Annotated in this window: 21 protein-coding genes and 1 pseudogene; 18 read left to right on the top strand and 4 right to left on the bottom strand. The window is 39.0% G+C overall.

All coding sequences use genetic code 11. The features are described 5' to 3' along the window. The first annotated feature begins 144 nt into the window (after window positions 1-144). Window positions 145-1,443 (top strand): annotated as a pseudogene (locus MKX96_RS16950) (arsenic transporter). Between the two features lie 132 nt (window positions 1,444-1,575). Here the strand turns inward: MKX96_RS16950 and MKX96_RS16945 are convergent. Together MKX96_RS16945 and MKX96_RS16940 are read right to left on the bottom strand one after the other, a co-directional pair. Further along, entirely contained in the window at window positions 1,576-3,036 is a 1,461-nt protein-coding gene (locus MKX96_RS16945) for an IS1182 family transposase (protein ID WP_340881957.1), read from the bottom strand. Between the two features lie 264 nt (window positions 3,037-3,300). Beyond that, window positions 3,301-3,891 (bottom strand): TetR/AcrR family transcriptional regulator, encoded by a 591-nt coding sequence (locus MKX96_RS16940; RefSeq protein ID WP_340885610.1) that lies wholly within the window; start codon window positions 3,889-3,891, stop codon window positions 3,301-3,303. Window positions 3,892-4,045: 154 nt separating this feature from the next. On the opposite strand from MKX96_RS16940, the gene MKX96_RS16935 reads away from it, so the two are divergent. From MKX96_RS16935 to MKX96_RS16905, 7 genes are all read left to right on the top strand, one after another. Then, on the top strand, window positions 4,046-4,804 hold the full coding sequence (locus MKX96_RS16935; protein WP_340885607.1) for an SDR family oxidoreductase: 759 nt from the start codon (window positions 4,046-4,048) through the stop codon (window positions 4,802-4,804). A gap of 234 nt (window positions 4,805-5,038) precedes the next feature. Further along, window positions 5,039-5,758, top strand: coding sequence for a PspA/IM30 family protein (locus tag MKX96_RS16930; RefSeq protein ID WP_340885604.1), 720 nt, complete (start codon window positions 5,039-5,041; stop codon window positions 5,756-5,758). A 77-nt stretch (window positions 5,759-5,835) separates the two neighbouring features. Further along, window positions 5,836-6,864 carry a TFIIB-type zinc ribbon-containing protein gene (locus tag MKX96_RS16925; RefSeq protein WP_340885602.1) on the top strand — a complete coding sequence of 343 codons (1,029 nt, stop codon included), beginning with the start codon at window positions 5,836-5,838 and terminating at the stop codon, window positions 6,862-6,864. Further along, on the top strand, window positions 6,858-7,634 hold the full coding sequence (locus MKX96_RS16920) for a TPM domain-containing protein (RefSeq protein WP_340885600.1): 777 nt from the start codon (window positions 6,858-6,860) through the stop codon (window positions 7,632-7,634). The genes MKX96_RS16925 and MKX96_RS16920 overlap by 7 nt, the downstream gene beginning before the upstream one ends. A gap of 37 nt (window positions 7,635-7,671) precedes the next feature. Beyond that, window positions 7,672-8,673, top strand: coding sequence for an SPFH domain-containing protein (locus MKX96_RS16915; protein ID WP_340885598.1), 1,002 nt, complete (start codon window positions 7,672-7,674; stop codon window positions 8,671-8,673). 82 nt (window positions 8,674-8,755) lie between these two features. After that, window positions 8,756-9,196 (top strand): NUDIX hydrolase, encoded by a 441-nt coding sequence (locus tag MKX96_RS16910; RefSeq protein WP_340885596.1) that lies wholly within the window; start codon window positions 8,756-8,758, stop codon window positions 9,194-9,196. Window positions 9,197-9,488: 292 nt separating this feature from the next. Then, window positions 9,489-11,678, top strand: coding sequence for a DNA topoisomerase III (locus MKX96_RS16905; protein WP_340885594.1), 2,190 nt, complete (start codon window positions 9,489-9,491; stop codon window positions 11,676-11,678). A gap of 95 nt (window positions 11,679-11,773) precedes the next feature. Here the strand turns inward: MKX96_RS16905 and MKX96_RS16900 are convergent, their stop codons facing one another. Then, window positions 11,774-11,929 carry a hypothetical protein gene (locus MKX96_RS16900; RefSeq protein WP_298473712.1) on the bottom strand — a complete coding sequence of 52 codons (156 nt, stop codon included), beginning with the start codon at window positions 11,927-11,929 and terminating at the stop codon, window positions 11,774-11,776. 154 nt (window positions 11,930-12,083) lie between these two features. On the opposite strand from MKX96_RS16900, the gene MKX96_RS16895 reads away from it, so the two are divergent. The 10 genes from MKX96_RS16895 to MKX96_RS16850 all read left to right on the top strand — a co-directional run bounded on the left by MKX96_RS16895 (window position 12,084) and on the right by MKX96_RS16850 (window position 20,762). Next, the gene (locus MKX96_RS16895; RefSeq protein WP_340885589.1) at window positions 12,084-12,413 is read left to right on the top strand and encodes a metal-sensing transcriptional repressor; all 330 of its coding nucleotides are present in this window, start codon (window positions 12,084-12,086) and stop codon (window positions 12,411-12,413) included. Window positions 12,414-12,424: 11 nt separating this feature from the next. Beyond that, window positions 12,425-12,634, top strand: a complete 210-nt coding sequence (gene copZ / locus MKX96_RS16890) for a copper chaperone CopZ (protein ID WP_340885586.1) — start codon at window positions 12,425-12,427, stop codon at window positions 12,632-12,634. Between the two features lie 77 nt (window positions 12,635-12,711). Continuing rightward, window positions 12,712-15,129, top strand: coding sequence for a heavy metal translocating P-type ATPase (locus tag MKX96_RS16885; protein WP_340885583.1), 2,418 nt, complete (start codon window positions 12,712-12,714; stop codon window positions 15,127-15,129). Between the two features lie 95 nt (window positions 15,130-15,224). Continuing rightward, entirely contained in the window at window positions 15,225-15,773 is a 549-nt protein-coding gene (locus MKX96_RS16880) for a YdhK family protein (RefSeq protein ID WP_340885581.1), read from the top strand. A 76-nt stretch (window positions 15,774-15,849) separates the two neighbouring features. Further along, the gene (locus tag MKX96_RS16875) at window positions 15,850-16,176 is read left to right on the top strand and encodes a four-helix bundle copper-binding protein (RefSeq protein WP_169360873.1); all 327 of its coding nucleotides are present in this window, start codon (window positions 15,850-15,852) and stop codon (window positions 16,174-16,176) included. 215 nt (window positions 16,177-16,391) lie between these two features. Then, window positions 16,392-17,054: a hypothetical protein gene (locus MKX96_RS16870; RefSeq protein ID WP_340885578.1), complete on the top strand. Its 663-nt coding sequence runs from the start codon at window positions 16,392-16,394 to the stop codon at window positions 17,052-17,054. 10 nt (window positions 17,055-17,064) lie between these two features. Beyond that, entirely contained in the window at window positions 17,065-17,556 is a 492-nt protein-coding gene (gene ybaK / locus MKX96_RS16865) for a Cys-tRNA(Pro) deacylase (RefSeq protein WP_340885575.1), read from the top strand. A gap of 103 nt (window positions 17,557-17,659) precedes the next feature. Then, entirely contained in the window at window positions 17,660-18,307 is a 648-nt protein-coding gene (locus MKX96_RS16860; RefSeq protein ID WP_340885572.1) for a YczE/YyaS/YitT family protein, read from the top strand. A gap of 76 nt (window positions 18,308-18,383) precedes the next feature. Next, a complete protein-coding gene (locus tag MKX96_RS16855; RefSeq protein WP_340885570.1) occupies window positions 18,384-19,445 on the top strand; it encodes a hypothetical protein in 1,062 nt (353 codons plus the stop codon). 126 nt (window positions 19,446-19,571) lie between these two features. Continuing rightward, window positions 19,572-20,762, top strand: a complete 1,191-nt coding sequence (locus MKX96_RS16850) for a glycine C-acetyltransferase (protein ID WP_340885568.1) — start codon at window positions 19,572-19,574, stop codon at window positions 20,760-20,762. 933 nt (window positions 20,763-21,695) lie between these two features. Here the strand turns inward: MKX96_RS16850 and MKX96_RS16845 are convergent. Beyond that, window positions 21,696-22,322, bottom strand: coding sequence for a hypothetical protein (locus tag MKX96_RS16845; protein WP_340885565.1), 627 nt, complete (start codon window positions 22,320-22,322; stop codon window positions 21,696-21,698). Between the last annotated feature and the right edge of the window lie 74 nt (window positions 22,323-22,396).

Below are 22,396 nucleotides of genomic sequence, written 5' to 3'. Positions count from 1 at the left end.
GTCTTATTTACAAGTGAGATATATTTTATAAACATTCTCATTCTTGCTCTAAATTTTAATTTAACTTTAGCAAACACCTATTTACTATATCCACTCAACCGATTATAGTAATATTATTTGATTCGTTCGTAGTGGAGGGTTTTTATGGTTTCAACTGTATTAGCAATTATCATTTTTATTATCACTCTCGCATTAGTTATTTTACAGCCTAGAAATTTGTCCATCGGCTGGTCTGCATGCGGGGGGGCGGTAGTAGCCCTTCTAGTTGGAGTAGTTGATTTACAGGATGTACTCGATGTGACAAGTATCGTATGGAATGCGACTCTTGCCTTTATAGGAATCATCATCATTTCTTTAATCTTAGATGAAATAGGATTCTTTGAATGGTCTGCACTCCATGTAGCGAGAGCTGCAAAAGGTAATGGAGTCCGTATGTTTATATTTGTAACTGTTTTAGGTGCGGTAGTTTCCGCTTTGTTTGCCAATGACGGAGCAGCCCTAATCTTAACTCCTATTGTATTGGCAATGGTGCGCAACTTAAATTTCAATGAGAAGATGGTTTTTCCGTTCATCATGGCAAGTGGTTTTATCGCAGATACTACATCGCTCCCATTTGTTATAAGTAATCTAGTCAATATTGTATCTGCTGACTTTTTTGGAATCGGATTTGTAGAGTATGCATCTAGAATGATTGTGCCTAACTTATTTTCACTGGTAGCTAGTATCATCGTGCTTTATTTATTCTTCCGAAAAAGTATTCCTAAAAATTATGACACCGCTGATTTAAAGGAGCCGATAGAAGCAGTAAAAGATGTGAAAATGTTCAAGCTATCCTGGTATGTATTAGCAATCTTACTGATAGGCTACTTCTCTAGCGAATTTATTGGAGTACCTGTTTCCTTTGTAGTGGGAGTTATTTCGATTTTCTTCTTAATTATGGCTAGAAGAAGCCCTTCAATTGAAACCGGTAAAATTATTAAGGGAGCACCTTGGAATATTGTTTTCTTTTCAATTGGAATGTACGTCGTTGTTTATGGACTATAAAACGTCGGGATGACTTCGATCTTAGCGGATGTGATCCAATTGGCAGCAGACCAGGGTCTTTTCGTTGGAACAATATCGATGGGCTTTATAGCTGCTATACTTTCTTCAGTAATGAATAATCTTCCGACGGTCATGATTGATGCGTTAGCCATTGCGGAAACGTCCACAACTGGAATTATGCGTGAGGCTCTAATTTATGCTAACGTTATAGGCTCCGATCTTGGACCGAAAATTACTCCGATTGGGTCGCTTGCCACATTAATATGGCTGCATGTGCTTTCAAGAAAAGGAGTAAAAGTTTCCTGGGGCACATACTTTAAAGTAGGAATCATTCTTACTGTACCAACCCTTTTTATAACGCTGGTAGGTCTCTATATTTGGCTACTAATTATTTTATAAAAAAAACGTCTGAGTTTATGGCGAGGGCACTGAAAAACTAACGAGTTTTAAAATCTAATTGGTTTTTCAACCAAAAACAAGGCACTTTCTGTTCAATTCGAACGGAAAGTGCCTTATTTCATTGTCTATTTCTTACTCTTTTTCATTTAGTAGTTTCATGATCCGTTTCAGGTTGACAGCGAATATCGTTGTGGCACCTTGTATTTCCATGCCAAATAAACCCGCTGATTTTGCCGTTTTATAGCCGTGCGGATTTTTAATCTCACTATTTTTCGCCTCAATTTTATAGCGTTTTTTGGCTAGTTCTTTGAAGGCCTCAGTTTCTTGGAAGGCCTCTTGTTCTTCATGTTCATTTGATTTCAATGAGATGCTATACGTTTTACTTTTCGCACCTTCTGTATAGCAGCCTTCACGCATTGGACAAACTTTACATTTTTCGATGTCAAAATAAAAGGTGATTTTTTGATTTTGATTTTCATTTTTCTTTCCAGTCCGTGCTTTTCGAATCGCCATGTGCCCGACTGGGCACACAAACATACCGGCATCTTTATTAAAATCAAATGCAATTTTTCTTTGACCGTTACCATTTGTGATAACGGGATTTAATTTTGAAATTAATTGAAGTTCTTCCGATTTGGCGTATTGTAAATTATCTTTGCCTGAATAAGCCGTGTCTCCAATGATCGTCTCGATGTCCATCCCTGTCCCTTTACTTTTCTCTACTAATTCTTGAAGATATTGACCATCACTTTTTTCACCAGTTGTTACAATCGCGGCTGTGATAATTCGTTCATCACTCATCGCGATATGCGTTTTGAATCCAAAGAAAGCCGAGTCTGCCGATTTATGTCCGACACGCGCATCAGGATCTTTTGAATGACCCAACTGTGTATCGTAATCATCGATGACTTCTTTTAAGACATTTAATTTTTCTTTCACAGCAGGGATTTGTGCTACTTTTGATTGTGTTTCGACGACTTCCACAACTCGGCGGCAATAATCCAATTCCTCCGTCACTTCATTTGAAGTTGGCTTTTTAGGAAACTTTCCGACCATTTCTTCCTCGAGTTGGTAAACCGTTTTACGCACATTTTTTGATTTTTCTTGTAAAAACTCTTTTGGTGATTTTTGATTATAACGAGCTTTTGTGTGAGTTGCATCGACAATAACGGTTTTACTGGTGATAAGCCCTTTTTCCAACGCAATTTCAACCGTCTTTCCAATGAGTAAATCTAATAGATTCATGTCTTGGAGACGAAGGCGGCGAAATTTTGTAAGAGAACTGGAATCAATGACCTCTTCTTCTGGTGACATATCTAGAAAATATTTAAACGACATATCGAATTTTGAACGCTCTACGAGATCGGCATCTGATAGGTCATGTATGGCTTTCAACAGTAAATATTTGAACATACGAATAGGTGGAATCGCATTTCTACCATTATCCAAACAATATTTTGATTTTAATTCGTCTAAGATAAATGAAAAATCGACGAGCTCGTTGATTTGGCGAAGCATATTATCTTTTGGGATAACTAAATCATACAAAGCTATATAAGGGCTCAAATTTAGTGTTTCTTGTTTGGAAATCATGGCTGCGTCACCTCTAGTTAGTTTTACTCATTATACTATGATAAGAGGATGTAAGATAAAGAAAAAGCGATTGCGTGAACAGAAATCTGTTCACGCAATCGCTTTAGTAATTTCATTGACTTTTTCAGTGCCCTCGTTTATGGCTCAGACGTTTTTTTTATATGGAGTGTTACGAGGTTTATCACCGTTGACCAGAATTTATCACCGTTCAGAAAGATTTATCACCACTTAAAGATGTTTTCCCAACTCCTAGTCATACATGATTTAGTTTGAGTTCCCTTGGTCATTCGGAAACCAATTGAGTATATTGGAAAAAGAATAGAGATACTCGTTTAGCTCATCAGGAGGGGTAGAGAAATGGTTGCTATGCCATTCCACTAAAATGCCCATAATGGCGTTGGCCTGGTAACTAACAAAATACTCCATTTGTTCGTCTGGAAGGTAGTCGAAGGAATTCATCGTCATTTCCTTCATCATTTTTCGGATCGCGTGAAATAACTTGTAATAGTATTTAACTGGATTGGCTTCATCAAAAATGATTTGGTAAAATCCTTCATACCTTTTCACATGATGAAAGATAATGATCATATCTGATTTTAAATTTTGGATATTAAAATCAGTTTGATAGTAAGGTTCCTCGTAAGATTTTCTTAAATCATCAATAATTTCCTCGAAGTAACTTTCAAATACACCATGCACATTTTGATAGTGAAGATAGAAGGTACCTCTATTAATTTTAGCTAAACGACATAGCTCGGAAATGTTGATAGACTCTAACGGTTTTATTTTTAAAAGTGCTAGTAGGGCATTCCTTAAACTTTCCTGAGTTTTTATAACACGTAAATCTGTTTTCATTTATTTTCCTCCAAAAGATATTGAACAATATTTTAAAAGTTGTTCTATAATGCACAATATTTAGTTTTGTGTTGTTTGTAGGAAATTGCTAACTCAAGTATAATTTTAAATGAACAGGTGTACAATAAAATATCCTTGAAGGAGGCAAAATTTAATGAAATTACAAGACAAAGTAGCTATCGTAACTGGAGCAGCATCAGGTATGGGTAAAGCAATCGCAGAAGGCTATGCAGCAGAAGGCGCAAAAGTTGTCGTATCTGATATGAATTTAGAGGGAGCGAAAGCGGTTGCAGAAGCAATCACTGCTAATGGTGGGACTGCATTTGCTATCGATACAAATGTAACAAAAGATGATGATCTTGCTCGTCTGTTTGACGAAACGGTTAAAACGTATGGCAAGTTAGACATTTTAGTAAATAACGCTGGAATTATGGATGGCATGGAGCCAGTAAATGAAATTTCAGATGCACGCTGGGATATGGTATTTGCGGTAAATACTACAGCAACGATGAAAACAATGCGTATTGCAACTGACCTTTTCTTAAAACAAGGAAGCGGTGTAATTGTAAACAACATTTCTGCTGGTGGTCTTTATGGAGGACGTGCTGGGGCAGCGTATACAGCTTCTAAGCATGCAGTTGTTGGCTTAACGAAAAACACAGCATTCATGTTTGCTGACAAAGGAATCCGTTGTAACGGAATTGCACCAGGTGCAGTAATAACAAATATCTCTTCCACTATGAACAACGTGAGCCCATACGGAGCTGGAAAACAACAGCTAGGCATGCCATTAAACCCACGTGCTGGACAACCGGAAGAAATTGCGAAGCTTGCTATTTTCTTAGGCTCTGAAGATGCTAGCTTCATCAACGGTGTAGTAGTAACAGCTGATGGCGGTTGGACTACTTACTAACAGGTAAAACATTCTCGACCACTGAGGTTACTTTTAACTTCAGTGGTTTTTTGTATTTGTATATAGGATGAAACCTTTGGCTGCATGTTCTCGTATAAAAGATATAACTCATAGGTAAGGCAGCTTAAAATAGCTCCAATTTAAAATGGCGATAAGAACAGAAATCCCTTACAGTTGTAGGAGTTATATCCAATTGTTAAACTATAATATATAACTAATAAGGGAGAGTGTGTAATGGAAATATTAAGAAGATTCCGTGACATTATGTCGAGTAACATCAATGCTTTATTGGATAAGGCAGAGGATCCAGAAAAAATGATTGACCAATACTTACGCGACCTAAATAGAGATCTTGGTAAAGTAAAATCCGAAACAGCAACAATTATGGCTGCTGAAAAACGTGCGACACGCGAGCTAGAGGAGTGTCAAAAAGATATAGCAAATATGCAAAAGTATGCAATAAAGGCATTAGAAGCTGGTAATGAAGAGGATGCAAGGAAATTCCTAAGTAAAAAGGCAGAATACACGGCGAAGGAAACCGATTTAAAAACGGCAAAAGAATTAGCCTCCGCGAATACGGTCCAAATGAGACAAATGCACGATAAGCTAGTAGATGATATTGGTGAACTGGAATCTAGAAGATCCATTCTTAAAGGAAAAGCTTCTGTAGCCAAGACTCAGAAGAGGGTTAACGAATTTGCGACTTCCGTGGGAGGGGCAACTCGTTCCATGTCTGCATTTGATAAAATGGAAGCTAGAATAAACCAAGAGCTAGATGAAGCAAATGCAATGGCTGAACTAAACAAAGGCACAGGTGAAAACATTGAGGATCTTGCTTCTAAATACAATACAGATTCAAATGTGGAAAACGAACTTTCTGCACTGAAGGCTCAATTAAACGTAGATGATGAGCTGGCAGCTTTAAAGGAACAGCTACAAACGAAAGAAGAATAGAGTAGACACAATCAATAGGCTGTGGCATACGCTACAGCCTATTTAAAAAACAGTACGAAAAGGCGAGGAGCGAAAAGATGGTTATCCATTATAAATGTCCAAACTGTGGATCCGATATGGAATTTGACAGCACTTCAGGTATGTTGTCCTGTAACAGCTGTGGTAGAAAGGATAACATAGAGGACTTCTCAGATGAGTATATTACGACGACATTTGAGGAGGACGAAGCGAAGCAATACAATTGCAATAACTGTGGAGCTGTCATCATCACGGAGGCAGATACAACAGCCACTAGCTGCAGTTTTTGTGGAGCGGCTGTAGTATTAGGGGACAGATTGTCCGGTGATCTTGCTCCTGCTAAGGTTATTCCCTTTACCATTAATAAGGAACAGGCGATGGAAGCATTTCGTAAATGGTGTAAGAACGGTCGGCTAACACCAGCTGGATTTATGACTGCGGATAGAGTAAAAGGGATCACTGGAATCTATGTGCCCTTTTGGCTGTATGATTTAGATACAAAGGCAAAAGTCGATGCAGTTGGTACAAAGGTGAGAACCTATACAAGAGGAGACTATATTTATACAGAAACTAAGTTCTATGATGTATATCGAGATTTAGATCTTAGGTATGTAAAGGTGCCTGTGGATGCATCCGAAAAGCTGGACGATGAGCTAATGGATAAGCTGGAGCCGTATGACTACAGTAATTTAAAGGATTTTAAAACTCCTTATTTAGCAGGCTATATAGCGGAGAAATACAACTATACAGACCAGGAACTATTCTCTAGAGTTAAAACGAAGGTACAGCCCTACATAGACAATTATATTAGTTCTACAGTCGCTGGTTACTCCTCTGTTCAATATAAAAATAAACAAATTAATACAAATAAGAAAACGGCACACTATGTCCTTTTACCAGTTTGGATGGTTTATTATGATTTTGGCAATAAAGAGCATATTTTTGCTATGAATGGCCAGACAGGAAAAGTAGTAGGAAAGCCACCACTTAGTATGGGCAAGGTTGCTGGCTGGTTTAGTGGTATAGCTGCCGCGTCCTTTATTATACTGAAGGGTATTTCCTTTGCAGTTGGTGGTGTTCTATGGTGAAAAAGTATTCTATTTTATTCATTGCACTATTCCTATTATTGCTTCCTATAGGACTAACTGAGGCAGCCGACACAAAGCAACGCGTTTTTGATGAGGCAGGTGTGTTGTCTGCGAGTGAAGTGGAAGCACTGGAGAAACTGTCATCCGAATATAGCGAGAAAAACGAAACAGATTTTGTATTTCTTACTACTGATGGAGCAGATGATAAGGGTTTAGATACTTACGTAGAAGACTTTGCAGATCGTACAGGAATTGGCTATGGTAAACACAATGGCAGTGCTGCCATAGTAGGAATAGATATGGTCAACAGAGATGTTGTATTAAGGGGCTTCGATAAAGCTAAAAAATACCTTGATGATCAAAGAATGGACCTGCTCAGAGATAAAATTACGCCTGCGTTAGCTGCAGGAAGCTATTACGATGCATTTAGTGATTTTATCCTTACTGCGGATAAATATATGGAATATAATCCTGGGGTAAATCCTGAAAGTATCCTTTTCAAATGGTGGTTCCAGCTTGGAGCTTCTCTATCTCTTGGCGGTATAATTGTTGGTATGATGGCATTTAACTCGGGAGGTAGGGTAACAGTAAATAGTAGAACCTACTTTGAAGAAAATAATTCAAGAATAAACAGTAAGCGTGATGTTTTCGTCAATCAAACAGTTTCCAAAGTAAAGAAGCCTACGAACAATAATAATGGTGGAGGAAGCAGTGGTGGCGGAGTTACAAGTGGTGGTAGATCATTTAGCGGAAGCAGCGGCAAATTTTAACGGTTAAAGCTTACTTAGTCATGAAAGGAATGAGGATATGTCTTTTTTTAGAAATCAATTTTCAGATGTGGTGGAATGGCGAGAATTCAGAGAAGATATGATTTTTTGGAAGTGGAGCAATGAAGAGATTAAGAAAGGTAGTAAGCTAATCATTCGACCTGGACAGGACGCTGTATTTTTCAATGGAGGACGCATCGAAGGAGTCTTTGAGGACGACGGCGAATATGATATTGAGTCTCAAATCATACCGTTTCTTTCTACGTTAAAAGGATTTAGATTTGGATTTAACAGTGGGATGCGCGTGGAGGTTCTTTTCGTCAATACGAAGGAATTTACTGTAAAATGGGGAACACAGAATCCAATTAATATTCCAACGCCTCAGATGCCAGGAGGAATGCCGATTCGAGCTAACGGAACATTCAACTTTAAAGTAAATGACTACATGGCTCTGATCGACAAGATTGCTGGCGTTCGCACAAGCTATCTAGTAGAGGATATTAAAATTCGTATTACCTCTGTTTTAGATCAGCTATTAATGAAATGGATTAGCAAAGAAGGCAAGGATATGTTCAACCTTCAAGCTAATGCCTCAGATATAGCTAGCGGTATTAAAGACGATTTAGACATGCAAATCATGGATATGGGGATGAAAATCACTGGCTTCCATATTATGAGCTTCAATTATCCTAAGGAGATTCAAGATATCATTACCAAAAATGCTTCTCATGGCATGATTGGAGATCTCTCTAAATATCAGCAGGTTTCTGTTACAGATGCAATGGCCTCTGGAAAGCTTTCTGGATCAGGCGCAGCTTCAGATATGGCAGGAATGATGATGGGTATGAACATGGCAAATGAAATGATGAAAAACATGAACCAAAGTAACCCTAGCCAAGGTCAAAGTCAGTCTTCATCACAAAATAACCAATCGAGCAGTGGAAACTCAAGCAATGGTCAAATTCCAAATTTCTGTCCAAACTGTGGACAAAAAACAACAGGTGCCAACTTCTGTCCGAACTGTGGACAAAAGCTAGTTTAATCAAAAGGGATAATCAACCTGTGTAGGGTAGATTATCCCTTTATTGTGGATTAGTTATAATATAGGGATTGGGGAGAAACTCGTGGAAAATGTAAAGGTGGTTTATGTACTTCTTTTTAATGAAAGTGGTAAGCAGGTTTTAATGGTAAAAAACACAGGAGACCATGGCTCTTACTATACGCTGCCAGGAGGAAGAGTAGAAAAAGGAGAAACTCTAAAGGAAGCAGCAATTAGAGAGGCTAAAGAGGAGACAGGACTAGACATAGAGATTGATGGGATTATTTCTGTAAATGAAGCGTTTTTTGAAGATATAAAACACCATACACTTTTTATCACCTTTAAAGGGAAACTTATAGGAGGAGAGATTACTCTTTCCCGTCCAGACGAGATTGAGGAAATTGTATGGATGGACGTTGCTTCAGCTGAAAAGATTATACATATACCTAAGGAGTTAGAAGGGTTATTGATTAAACAGTCTACGGTACCATATTTTAATAGAGGTAAGGTAACTCACAAATACTGAAAATATATAAATAATGGGGATTATAGTAGATTTTCTTCCATCCATTTCTAAGGGACCCAAAATGAATTAGACAAACGTCGATCACGATATGATACCGGTGATAAATCTCGATGAGCGGTGATAAAACTGCGCGAACGGTGATAAGTCTCGCTAAGCGGTGATAAAACTGCTACGAACGGTGATAAAACCAAGTAACGTAAGAGTAAAGTGTGTTCATATCTAGCGCTGCTAACTGAATCTAATGAAAACCTATGCTATATTATTCATAGGGATTTACGAAAGGATGTTTGGAATGGCAAAACGCTTAGTATTAGCAGAAAAACCATCTGTGGCAAGAGATATTGCAAGAGTACTTAAATGTGATAAAAAAGGAAATGGCTATATAGAGGGTAAAGATTATGTAGTGACTTGGGCTCTAGGGCACCTAGTAACATTAGCGGACCCAGAAAGCTATGATGTTAAATATAAAACATGGAATTTAGAAGATTTGCCGATGTTACCAGAAAGCCTTAAACTGACTGTGATTAAACAATCCGGCAAACAATATAATGCAGTTAAATCGCAGCTTACACGTGGTGATATTAATGAAATTATTATTGCTACCGACGCTGGACGAGAAGGTGAGCTAGTTGCACGCTGGATTATCGCTAAAGCAAAGGTAAATAAGCCAGTTAAACGTCTTTGGATTTCATCTGTAACAGATAAAGCAATCAAGGATGGCTTTGCAAACTTAAAACCAGGTAAAGCCTATGAAAACCTTTATGCTTCTGCAGTAGCCCGTTCTGAGGCAGATTGGTACATTGGGCTTAATGCCAGCCGTGCACTATCTACCAAATTCAATGCACAGCTTAATTGTGGAAGAGTTCAGACTCCAGTAGTGGCGATTATTGCAAAGCGGGAGGATGAGATCAAACATTTTAAAGCTCAAACCTACTATGGAATTGAAGCACAAACAGTAGATAATTTAAAGCTTACTTGGCAGGATGCAAAAGGAAATGGTCGTAGCTTTGAAAAAGAAAAAGTGGACGCGATCGTGAAAAAGCTTGGTAAAGGTAACGCTACCGTAACAGAAATTGAGAAAAAGCTGAAGAAGTCATTCGCTCCTGGTCTGTATGATTTAACTGAGCTGCAACGTGATGCCAATAAAATCTTTGGCTACTCTGCAAAAGATACGTTGAATATTATGCAAAAGCTGTATGAGCAACACAAGGTATTAACTTATCCACGTACAGATTCGCGTTTTATCTCATCCGATATTGTGAGCACTCTCCCAGAACGTTTGAAAGCCTGCGCGGTGGGTGAATATCGACCATTAGCAAATAAAATCTTAAGCAAGCCTATAAAGGCCTCTAAATCATTTGTAGACGACAGCAAGGTATCGGATCACCATGCAATTATACCAACGGAAGGTTATGTAAACTTCTCTGCCTTCAATGATAAGGAACGTAAAATTTATGATTTAGTTGTAAAACGTTTCCTAGCGGTGATGTTCCCTGCATTTGAGTACGAACAATTAACGTTGCGTGCGAAAATTGGTGACGAGAACTTTGTTGCTAGAGGAAAAACGATTTTAGTGAGTGGTTGGAAAGAAGTTTATCAAAACCATATGGAAGATGAGTCAACGGAGGATTTAAAGGAACAGATTTTACCACGCATCGAAAAGGGAGATTCTTTAAATGTTAAGTTAATAGCTCAAACGTCTGGTCAAACAAAACCACCTGCACGTTTCAATGAAGCTACGTTACTAACTGCAATGGAAAACCCTACAAAATATATGGAAACGCAAGATAAACAGCTCGCGGACACGTTAAAATCGACGGGTGGATTAGGGACAGTTGCAACTCGTGCGGATATCATCGATAAGCTATTCAACTCATTTTTAATTGAGAAGCGTGGGAAAGATATTCATATTACCTCAAAAGGCCGTCAGCTGCTTGACCTAGTACCTGAAGAGTTAAAGTCTCCGACGTTAACTGGTGAGTGGGAGCAAAAGCTGGAGGCAATCGCTAAAGGGAAATTGAAAAAAGAAGTATTCATAGCCGAAATGAAGAACTATACGAAGGAAATCGTTTCTGATATTAAGGGCAGTAATAAAAAATATAAGCACGACAATATATCCACTAAAACTTGTCCTGACTGTGGAAAACCTATGCTTGAAGTGAACGGCAAAAAAGGTAAGATGCTTGTGTGCCAAGATCGGGAATGTGGTCATCGTAAAAATGTGGCACGCGTTACTAACGCTCGTTGCCCGCAATGTAAGAAAAAGTTAGAGCTTCGCGGGGAAGGCGATGGTCAAATCTTCGTGTGTAAATGTGGTCACCGTGAGAAGCTATCTGCTTTTGAGGCTCGTCGTAAAAAAGAAGGCGGCGGTAAAGTAGATAAAAAATCAGTGCAGCAGTACTTGAAAAAGCAAAATAAAGAAGAAGAACCGATTAATAATGCATTTGCGGATTTATTGAAAGGTATAAAATTCGATAAATAATTATAAAAGATGAGTTGTGTCATATTTGACCAGCTCATTTTTGGTACATAGAAAATGCTCATTAAAACACAAAAAAGACCTTCTTCAAGGTCTAGTTATTTCAGTTCACTATTTACATGTTCACGAATGATAAGTAATTCAATAACATCTTGTGAGGAGTAGGAATAAGGTGCATTTTCAGGTATGAGTTCATTAAATTGTCTTACTAGGTCATTAAGGATGTCTACATAAAAATCGTTTAAGTTTATCATTTTGTTCTCCTTTTTCTTTTTTAGAAGCATGAACTATTCTATTTCATTTTATTCATCCGACTTCAATTTATTATTCTCGAAAATTTCAAATCATTTCATTTGCATACCCCTAAAGGGTATCATATAATGTAAATAAGAATAGGAGGTTGGTTACTTGGACAATGTAATAGAGGAAAATACAATATTACCAACTGATTTGTCCTGTAGGAAAAGTCACCATCCTGAGCATGTAAAAAAAGATTTAACCAATAGACTGAATCGGGTGGAAGGCCAAATCCGGGGTATTAAAGGAATGGTTGAGAAGGATATCTATTGTGATGATATTATCACTCAGCTATCGGCAACTCAGTCGGCTTTAAATAGTGTCGCTAAAGTTCTTTTGCAAGGGCATTTAAAAGGTTGCGTAGCTGAAAGGCTAGCAGAAGGCGATGAAGAAGTATTAGATGAATTACTTGTGACGATTCAAAAACTAATGAGAAAATAGGAGGAATGGAAATGTTAAATCAAGTTACTTTAGAAGTTAAAGGTATGTCATGTGGACATTGCGTTAAGTCAGTAGAAACGAGTTTAGGTAATCTTGATGGCGTAGAGCAAGTAAAAGTGTATTTGGAATCGGGCAAAGTAGATGTTTCCTATGAAGAAGATAAAGTTACTCTAGCTAAAATTAAAGATGCAATCGATGAGCAAGGTTACGATGTTCAATAATAGAAAGAGTGCTAATTAGCACTCTCTTTATTTAATCTGAATATACCCCCTAGTCGTATGTGAGGAGAGGTAATGAAATGGATAATAACATAAAGCAGACCAGCTATAAGATAACAGGGATGACCTGTGCAGCATGCTCTGCGAGAATTGAAAAGGTTATTAACAAAATGGACGGTGTAGAAGAAGCTAATGTTAATTTGGCACTAGAGAAATCTGTCATTAAATATGACCCGGAGAAAGTGACAGAGGAAGACTTTGAGAAAAAAATTGAGGCACTTGGTTATGGTGTGGTGAAAGAGAAAAAAGAATTTGCTATTACCGGCATGACTTGTGCAGCATGCTCAGCCCGTATTGAAAAAGGTTTAAATAGATTAGAAGGTGTAAGCTCTGCCAATGTGAACCTGGCGCTGGAACGAGCAACTGTAGAATTTAACCCTTCCGATCTTACGGTAAATGACATTATCGAAAAGGTAGAAAAGCTAGGGTATGGGGCAATTATAAAATCTGAGGATAAAGAGACGGTTGACTACCGAGAGGAAGCAATCAAGAAGCAAAAGACAAAGTTTATTATTGCAGCGATATTTTCCTTGCCACTTCTATGGACGATGGTCGGTCATTTTTCTTTTACAACGTTTCTATATGTACCTGAATTTTTGATGAACCCGTGGGTGCAAATGGCACTAGCAACACCAGTTCAATTTATCATTGGAGGACAGTTTTATATTAGTGCTTACAAAGCGCTGAAAAATGGTAGTGCTAATATGGATGTCCTTGTCGTGTTAGGGACATCAGCGGCTTATTTTTATAGTGTTTATCAAGCTATTATAACGGTCGGTGAACACCATTCCGCTCAGCTTTACTTTGAAACAAGTGCGGTTCTTATTACGCTTATTTTATTAGGGAAATTATTCGAAGCGAAGGCGAAGGGACGTTCATCAGAGGCCATCAAAAAATTAATGGGTCTTCAAGCGAAAACAGCATTGGTTCTAAGAGAAGGTACTGAGTTAATGATTCCCATAGAGGAAGTGCTAGTAGGTGACACGATCCTTGTGAAGCCAGGGGAAAAAATTCCGGTCGATGGAATAGTAGTAGATGGAAATAGTGCAGTTGATGAATCCATGCTAACCGGAGAGAGTATACCTGTTGATAAAGTACCTGGAGCTTCATTGTTTGGGTCAACTATCAATAAAAACGGATCCATTCAAATGCAGGCAACAAAAATCGGGAGAGACACCGCGCTTGCCCAAATTATTAAAGTAGTAGAGGACGCTCAAGGCTCAAAAGCTCCTATTCAGCGTTTGGCAGATAAAATCTCGGGGATTTTCGTTCCGATTGTAGTAGGAATTGCAATTGTTACATTTCTCATTTGGTTCTTCCTCGTCGATCCCGGAGAGATTACGCCAGCACTGGAAGCGTTAATAGCGGTACTCGTCATAGCTTGTCCATGTGCGTTAGGCCTTGCAACACCAACTTCGATAATGGCTGGCTCTGGTCGTGCTGCAGAGTTTGGAATATTGTTTAAGGGTGGCGAACATTTAGAAACGACACACCATATTGACACGGTGGTTGTAGATAAAACCGGCACAGTCACTTATGGGAAGCCGAAGCTAACAGATGTAATGGTGGCAGAGGGAATAAAAGAACTCGACTTTCTTTCATATATCGGGGCTGCTGAAAAACAGTCTGAACATCCTCTGGCAGAGGCGATTGTAGATGGCATAAAAGGACGTGAGATAACGCTGCAGCAAGTCACATCCTTCGAGGCAATTCCTGGTTTCGGTGTAAAAGCAGTGATCAATGAGCAGGAAGTACTGGTTGGAACTAAAAAATTAATGAATCAAAACAATGTCCAAATAGCGGCCATTCTTAATCAAATGGAAGAACTAGAGGCACAAGGAAAGACAGCTATGCTAGCAAGTATAAATGGGAAGTACGCTGGTATGATAGCTGTTGCTGATACCATTAAGGAATCTTCCATTCAGGCAATTCAACGATTGAAGGATATGAACATTGAGGTCATGATGATCACAGGGGATAATCAGCTAACAGCTGCGGCAATAGGAAAACAAGCTGGAATTGACCATGTTATAGCGGAGGTGCTTCCTGAAGGTAAGGCTGAGGAAATTAAAAACCTGCAATCCTTTGGGAAAAAAGTAGCGATGGTTGGAGACGGCATCAATGATGCACCAGCGTTAGCAGTTGCCGATATAGGAATGGCGATTGGCACAGGAACAGATGTAGCCATGGAGACAGCTGATATTACATTAATTCGCGGAGATTTAAACAGTATTGCGGATGCTATTATAATGAGTCGCAAAACAATGAGAAATATAAAGCAAAATCTTTTCTGGGCATTTGCTTATAATGTATTAGGTATCCCAATTGCAGCAGTTGGTTTGCTCGCACCATGGGTTGCTGGAGCTGCCATGGCATTTAGTTCTGTTTCGGTAGTTTTGAACGCTTTACGTTTACAACGAGTTAAATTGGATAAATAGAGTAATAAGGAAAACGGCTGCTGAGTGGCGGTCGTTTTCTTTACATAAGAAAAATACGATTAAATGTAAACTATGCATGAAGAGGAGAGAGATAGATGAAGAAAATAGCTATAACAGGGTTATGCTCGTTAATTTTACTGGCAGGCTGTGGTGATGATAGTAAAGAAACTGCAAAAGACACGAATACAGAGCAGGAGCATGCTCATATGAATCATATGGACGACGGTGGAGTAATTCCGGAGGGCTTGGCTGAGGCGGAGAACCCTAAATTTGAAGTAGGAAGCAAGGCCATAATCGAAGCAGATCATATGGAAGGCATGAACGGTGCAGAGGCTACTATTGTTGGTGCCTTCGATACAACTGTATATGCGGTTACTTACGAGTCTACAACGGATGGGGAAAAAGTAGAGAACCATAAATGGGTAATACATGAGGAATTAGAAGCTACGGATGGCAAGGGAATAGTTGGCTCTAATGTGATGCTGAATGCTAAACACATGGAGGGAATGGACGGAGCAGAAGCTATCATTGAATCGTCTGAGGACACGACAGTTTACATGATTGATTACGTTTCGACTACCGATGGGACTGAGGTTAAGAATCATAAATGGGTTACAGAGGATGAATTATCAGAAGCTAAATGACCGAAAGTTCTCTTGTTTAAATCCTAACTGTTAGGGAAAAATAGTAACAGATATTTAAACAAGAGGAGGACTTATGATGAATACGAAGTATGAAGAATGTATAAAGGCGTGTTTAGAATGCCTAGAGGCTTGCAATCATTGTTATGACGCTTGTCTCAAGGAAGATCATGTAAAAATGATGGCAGGTTGCATACGTTTAGATCGTGAATGTGCAGATATTTGTGCATATGCAGTCCAGGCTATGACAAGAAATAGCCCGTTTGTGCAGGAAATTTGTAAGCTTTGTGCTCAAATTTGTGATGCATGTGGTGAAGAGTGTGCCAAACACGATCATGAACACTGTCAGAAATGTGCAGAATCTTGTCGTAAATGTGCTGAAATTTGTCGTCAGATGGTCGCGTAAAAAAAGGAAAAATTAACAGACAGCTATTTCTTTTTATAGCTGTCTTATTTTATTTAGTAAAATTAGGTATTTTATACTAATTGATAGGAAAATACATAAATTTTTAATTGATTATTATGCCTCATATCAACTTATGACTAAAGGTTATTTAATTATTTTGACAAATTAGTTAAACTTTAAAGAACAATAAGGTATGGAAGGGATGGTGATTAGGGATGAGCTTAGTTAAAGCAACTGGCAATGGGATGTCTAACTTTATGTCTAGTATAAAGGCAGTACAAAGTAAAGATGCAGGCCAGGCATATAGAAGGCATGCAGAGTATTTCCTGCCAAAAACTCCCTCTTTAAATGATTTAGAAGATCTTTTACTGGGGAATAAAGAAAAAGAGAAAGAAACACCAGAGCTTTCTGCTGCTATTCGTGAATTTCAGCAAATGGAAAAGCAAGCTATAATGGATATAAAGGGTCCGGGTATTCCCATACAAAGCATAGGAGGACCGACACCTGAAAAGACAATAGAACTATTGGAAAAGGTTCGCAGTCAAGCTTTTGCAGAAACACCTGCAACGCCACAGCATTTATTGGTCGCTGCAAGTGCAACCTCGAAAATTAGACAAGAGCAAGCTCAGCTTACGTTAAATGAAATGGCGAATAGACAAATCAAGATAGAGGTTCAACGACAAAAGGATATAGAGTCTGAAGTGTTTAATCGCTCTATGCAGGTAGATTTTCAAACACCAAAGGTTTTGGAGGATGATTTGCAAAATCTACAAGCAAAGCGATTAAAGGAGCAGGCAATTGCCAAATATTCTTATCAGGTTCACTTAAAAATGTATGGCTTTTCTGATCAACAACCGAGCTTTTTCCAGATAGCATAGGAGTAATAGAATGGCTAAAAAACAAAAAACCAATGCTGTCCGCATGCTGGAGCAGCAAAAAATACCATTTGAATTAATTGAGTATGAGCTGACTGGCGATCAAGTGGATGGGGTAACTGTAGCAAATAAAATAGGCTACCCCGTTTTTGTCGTGTATAAAACACTACTTGTGACAGCTGGACCAAACAAATATTATGTCTGCATTATCCCTGTGGACCAGGAGTTAAATCTCAAAAGAGTGGCAAAGGAGGTTGGAGAGAAAAAGGTGGAGTTGCTACATCTAAAGGATCTCCTCCCAACGACTGGATACATACGAGGAGGCTGCTCTCCAATCGGAATGAAAAAGTTATTTCCAACCATTGTGGCCAGTAGCGCAGAAAATAATGACTATATTATTGTTAGTGGAGGCAGGATAGGGCTTCAGGTGAAGCTGACACTAGCTGACTTACTTCACATGACGAATGGCAAAACGGCTTTAATTACCAATTCTAAAATGGACTAGCATTCTTCCTTCAAGCGATTATAATAGATATAGTTAGAAATGATTCCATTCCAACTGTTTAGTTGAGAATGGTTTTTTCGTTAAAGGAAAGTAGGACTAAATTATGAAGGAACTTGTTTTGCGTTGGGCCTTTTTTATAGTGGGCATAACGATTATGTCATTAGGAATTTCGATGACTATTAAAGGATACTTGTTTGGTATAGGTCCTTGGGATGTTTTACACGTTGGTCTGTTTAATCATCTAGGGTTATCCATTGGCACATGGGCTATTTTGACAGGCATTATAATCGTTTTAATTACAATGATCAGCACTAAAAAAATTCCTGCATTAGGTACATGGCTTAATATCTTGTTTGTAGGATCATTCATCGATATGTTTAATTGGCTTTTGCCTAATCCGACAGAATTCTTGGGTCAGGCAGTGATATTTATATTAGGGGTAATAGTTATGAGCATCGGGATCGGGATTTATGTATCACCGAATCTTGGCGCTGGACCACGCGATTCTTTAATGCTTTTTATAATGGACAAGACAGGCTGGAGCTTAAAGAAGGTGCGGACAGGCATTGAAGTTATCGTAGCTATTGCCGGTTGGATGCTTGGTGGACCGGTGGGAATTGGGACTATCCTTATTGCGTTTGGTCTTGGCCAGCTCGTGCATTACACATTACCTGCCTCACAAAAATATTTACAAAAGATAAGTGGCTATACACTACCCTTCATGAACAAAAGCGCTGAGAAGCATATATGATTCTCAGCGCTTTTTCATATTTTAAATTACCGTAGCATACATTATCTATTGAATGAACCATAGAAAGGATGACTATTTGAACGGAACAATTACGCACTTTATGGGCAAATCTTATACAGGACAAGGTGTTAAAAACTTCTATAAGGAGATCATTCAAGAAGCAAAAAAGGTATATTTTTTTAAAGGGCCAGCAAGCTCTAGACTCTCAGATACGTTGAAGGAAATTGGATACGCGGCGATACGGAGAGGCAATGATATGGAATGGTTTTTAGATCCGCTAGATGAGGACGCAGTAGAGGCTGTTTATATTGTGGATACAAAAACACTTTACCTTCAAACAAATACCATTGATCCCTTCTTCTATGGGGCTGGTCATGAATGGGTAACTTACTATGACGCCTATCAACCGGACAGACTTCGTGATGTGGGACTAGTTGTCCGCGATAAGCACCTTGAGGGAGAGGCTTGGCTAGCGAAGGGCTTGCAAGCACTGTCAAGAGCTAAGCTCATCCATGATGATTGGGAGCAACTCATCCAGCCGGGGATGGATTGGAAGGGCATTAATTCTTTATTAGAGGACCTTCAAAAGAAGCATATAGGATTCGTAAAGCTCCAAAAAAAACCTAAGCTGACTCATCGTTTAATGGGTTCACTTACACCTTTAGGAGCAAAGGATACGTTTGCTTCCATTTCCAAAAATTTAAAAACCCGCTTGTATATAAAGGGACTGCCCGGGAGCGGAAAGTCCTCCTTTATGAAAAAGTTTGGAGAAGAAGCGAAATCGCACGGACTAGATGTTCAATACATTTGGTGCGGACTCGATGCTAATAGTATTGACGGGGTTGTGGTTCCAGAGCTTCAGTTGAGCATTGTCGATGCAACAAGTCCTCATGTCTACGATCCAGAACGCGAGGGTGATGACATTGTTGATTTCTTCCCATATATTGACCAAACAAAATGGGATGAAGAAGAATTGACGAAAATTCGAGAGACTTATACAGGTGAAATGGAGCTTGCTACAGATTACATCAGTACCTATTTTGCAGAGGCGAAGCTTATTAAATCACTTTACGATTCTGCAATAGATGAGGAAAAATGGAGAGAGATTCACAATAGAATGCTAGAAACAGTTGAGTGAGTAGGGTTTCCTACTCGCTTTTCTTTATTTACGGGGAACTCGGATTTTTCAAAGGGACATATCTTAGTCTTTCTTCTACAACAATGGTAAAATAAAGTGGAATATTTGTGTGAAAGGAAGATGAACTTGTCTAAAGTATTAAATAGTTTTCTGACAGAAAACCTAGAGCAACTAAAGAGTCAAGGTCTATATAACGAAATCGATCCAGTAGAGGGAGCGAACGGACCAACAATTATAGTTGGCGGTAACGAGCTAATCAATCTATCCTCAAACAATTACCTAGGACTAGCTACAAATGATGAGTTGAAGCGTATTGCAAAAGAAACGATAGATAAATATGGAGTAGGAGCAGGAGCGGTACGTACGATTAACGGCACGCTAGACCTACACGTAAAGCTAGAAGAAAAGCTTGCTGAATTCAAGGGAACAGAAGCAGCAATTTCTTATCAATCTGGTTTTAACTGCAACATGGCTGCTATCTCCGCAGTAATGGATAAAAATGATGCGATTCTTTCTGATCAGTTAAACCATGCATCCATTATCGATGGTTGCCGACTTTCAAAAGCTAAAATCATCCCATTTAATCACTCCGACATGGAGGATCTTCGCAAGAAAGCAAAAGAAGCTACAGAATCTGGACAATACAACAAAGTAATGGTCATTACTGATGGTGTTTTCTCTATGGATGGTGACATCGCGAAGCTTCCAGAAATCGTAGAAATAGCAAAAGAGTTTGACCTAATCACCTATGTGGATGATGCACATGGCTCTGGTGTGACAGGTAAAGGTAAAGGAACAGTGAAGCACTTTGGCCTAGAAAAAGAAATCGATTTCCAAATCGGTACTCTTTCTAAAGCAATCGGAGTCGTTGGCGGATATGTTGCAGGGAAGAAGGACTTAATCGACTGGTTAAAGGTTCGTTCACGTCCATTCCTATTCTCTACAGCCTTACCACCTGGCGATGTAGCAGCAATCACTGCAGCAGTCCAAATGATTATCGATTCTACAGAGCTTCATGACAAGCTATGGGAAAATGGAGACTATCTTAAAGCTGGCCTATCGAAGCTTGGATTTAACATCGGTGACTCTGAAACACCAATCACTCCATGCATCATCGGAGACGAAAAGCTAACGCAACAATTCTCTAAACGACTGTTTGAAGAAGGTGTCTACGCGAAATCCATCGTGTTCCCAACAGTACCTAAAGGAACCGGCCGAGTTCGCAACATGCCAACAGCAGCCCATACAAAAGAAATGCTAGACGAAGCCATCGCTACCTATGAAAAAGTAGGAAAAGAGCTAGGCGTAATTAAATAAGAATGAATAACGGCTACCAATTAATTTGGTAGCTTTTTTTGTGGGGTGGTGTGGGGTGGCAGCTGGAATAAAAGAATGGGCGAGTTATAGGGTAAGGAGCTCAGGTGGAATGTTGGTGAACCGCCAATAAACATGTGGTAGGGGCCCGTAAATAGGTTAGAAGTGTCCTATAAAAAGACGAAAATGTCCCATAAAGAGTAGAAGCGCCCATAAACCCCGAAAAGTGTCCCATAAATGAGCGAAAGGCGCCCGTAAATAGGTTAGAAGAGTCGCATAAAAGGATGAAAATGACCCATAAAGAGTAGAAGCGCCCGTAAACTCCAAAAAGTGTCCCATAAATGAGCGAAAGGCGCCCGTAAATAGGTTAGAAGTGTCCTATAAAAGGATGAAAATGACCCATAAAGAGTAGAAGCGCCCGTAAACTCCAAAAAGTGTCCCATAAATGAGCGAAAGGCGCCCGTAAATAGGTTAGAAGTGTCCTATAAAAACGCGAAATTGACCCATAAAAAGTAGGAGCGCCCATAAACCTCGAAAAGTGTCCCATAAATGAGCGAAAGGTGCCCATAAATAGGTTAGTAGTGTCCCATAAATGGATGAAAGTGTCCCATAAAAAGTAGGAGCGCCCATAAACCCCGAAAAGTGTCCCATAAACCAGAGCTAGTTGCACCTAAATGAGTGTGAAGTGCTACATAAAATAGAGAAATTGTCACCTAAAGAGTGGGTCTGCACCTAAAAGTGAGAGAGGGGTCAACGTAATATACGAAAAAGCCCGCCAAGGCGGGCTTTTTTATTGGAATCGGTCGGTTTTTACTCATAATCGGTCGGTTCGATTCAAAAATCGGTCGCTTTTCTCAAATAATCGGTTGGTTCTGGTCCATAATCGGTCGGTTTCCCTGAATAATCGGTCGGTCAACACTCACTCAACAACTTCCCTCAATATGTATCCAATTGAAAAGAGTAATAGAGACTATATTTTTGAACGCCTGTTGCTAGGTCGATGCATATGTTTACTTCTTTCTCAAAGAGATCGATGTTGTCTTGTTGTTTAGCTATGACAGCTGCAATTGCGTGCTGCATCCATTCTTTTGGTAGTTGATTTTTTAGAGTATTGGCCTCGTCGAAATTTCCTTTAAGTGCTTCTGCGTATGCTATGTAATAAGTACGAAGTGGTTCTTTGCTTATTTGTTTGGCTAGCTGCTCAAATTTGGAGACGTTGTTTTCAAAAAGTGCCAACATGGTTTTATATACTTCCTGCATATAGGGTTGTTTGTGTCTTTTCAAAATCTCCTCTATGGAGCGAACAATTTGTTCTTGATCACCAGTTTTTAAAGCTAGCGGGTAAGCAAATATGGGTTTTCGTTTATTCTTTTCCAAGTATTGTTCTATTTTATTTAGGTTCTTGGATTTATAAACGGTATACATTTGTGGGGCGACTAACAAAAGTAAATAAATTACTACAACTGATACATAAATGAACCAGAACGGTAACTCTAGAAACATCATAGCTGTTGCCAATATTACCCCTAATACAAAGATGAGTGCGTACTTTATTATTTTCATAAATACCTCCTAATCTAATTATTATACCAAAAATCGAAAATGTATATAGTTGTATTTCACGAATGAACACGATA

Origin of the sequence: Psychrobacillus sp. FSL W7-1493 (assembly GCF_038004905.1) — a bacterium.
Taxonomy (GTDB): Bacteria; Bacillota; Bacilli; order Bacillales_A; family Planococcaceae; genus Psychrobacillus.
Note: the sequence above shows the minus strand (reverse complement) of the source record. Positions and strands in the feature narration are given on the sequence as shown.

What these genes read in the sequence shown, in the direction of transcription:
- MKX96_RS16915 (WP_340885598.1), top strand. Translation starts at nt 7,672, where the DNA reads ATGTCTTTTTTTAGAAATCAATTTTCAGATGTGGTGGAATGGCGAGAA.
- MKX96_RS16905 (WP_340885594.1), top strand. Translation starts at nt 9,489, where the DNA reads ATGGCAAAACGCTTAGTATTAGCAGAAAAACCATCTGTGGCAAGAGAT.
- ybaK (WP_340885575.1), top strand. Translation starts at nt 17,065, where the DNA reads ATGGCTAAAAAACAAAAAACCAATGCTGTCCGCATGCTGGAGCAGCAA.
- MKX96_RS16875 (WP_169360873.1), top strand. Translation starts at nt 15,850, where the DNA reads ATGAATACGAAGTATGAAGAATGTATAAAGGCGTGTTTAGAATGCCTA.
- MKX96_RS16935 (WP_340885607.1), top strand. Translation starts at nt 4,046, where the DNA reads ATGAAATTACAAGACAAAGTAGCTATCGTAACTGGAGCAGCATCAGGT.
- MKX96_RS16900 (WP_298473712.1), bottom strand. Translation starts at nt 11,929, where the DNA reads ATGATAAACTTAAACGATTTTTATGTAGACATCCTTAATGACCTAGTA.
- MKX96_RS16860 (WP_340885572.1), top strand. Translation starts at nt 17,660, where the DNA reads ATGAAGGAACTTGTTTTGCGTTGGGCCTTTTTTATAGTGGGCATAACG.
- MKX96_RS16845 (WP_340885565.1), bottom strand. Translation starts at nt 22,322, where the DNA reads ATGAAAATAATAAAGTACGCACTCATCTTTGTATTAGGGGTAATATTG.
- copZ (WP_340885586.1), top strand. Translation starts at nt 12,425, where the DNA reads ATGTTAAATCAAGTTACTTTAGAAGTTAAAGGTATGTCATGTGGACAT.
- MKX96_RS16925 (WP_340885602.1), top strand. Translation starts at nt 5,836, where the DNA reads ATGGTTATCCATTATAAATGTCCAAACTGTGGATCCGATATGGAATTT.
- MKX96_RS16880 (WP_340885581.1), top strand. Translation starts at nt 15,225, where the DNA reads ATGAAGAAAATAGCTATAACAGGGTTATGCTCGTTAATTTTACTGGCA.
- MKX96_RS16920 (WP_340885600.1), top strand. Translation starts at nt 6,858, where the DNA reads ATGGTGAAAAAGTATTCTATTTTATTCATTGCACTATTCCTATTATTG.
- MKX96_RS16870 (WP_340885578.1), top strand. Translation starts at nt 16,392, where the DNA reads ATGAGCTTAGTTAAAGCAACTGGCAATGGGATGTCTAACTTTATGTCT.
- MKX96_RS16930 (WP_340885604.1), top strand. Translation starts at nt 5,039, where the DNA reads ATGGAAATATTAAGAAGATTCCGTGACATTATGTCGAGTAACATCAAT.
- MKX96_RS16940 (WP_340885610.1), bottom strand. Translation starts at nt 3,891, where the DNA reads ATGAAAACAGATTTACGTGTTATAAAAACTCAGGAAAGTTTAAGGAAT.
- MKX96_RS16885 (WP_340885583.1), top strand. Translation starts at nt 12,712, where the DNA reads ATGGATAATAACATAAAGCAGACCAGCTATAAGATAACAGGGATGACC.
- MKX96_RS16945 (WP_340881957.1), bottom strand. Translation starts at nt 3,036, where the DNA reads ATGATTTCCAAACAAGAAACACTAAATTTGAGCCCTTATATAGCTTTG.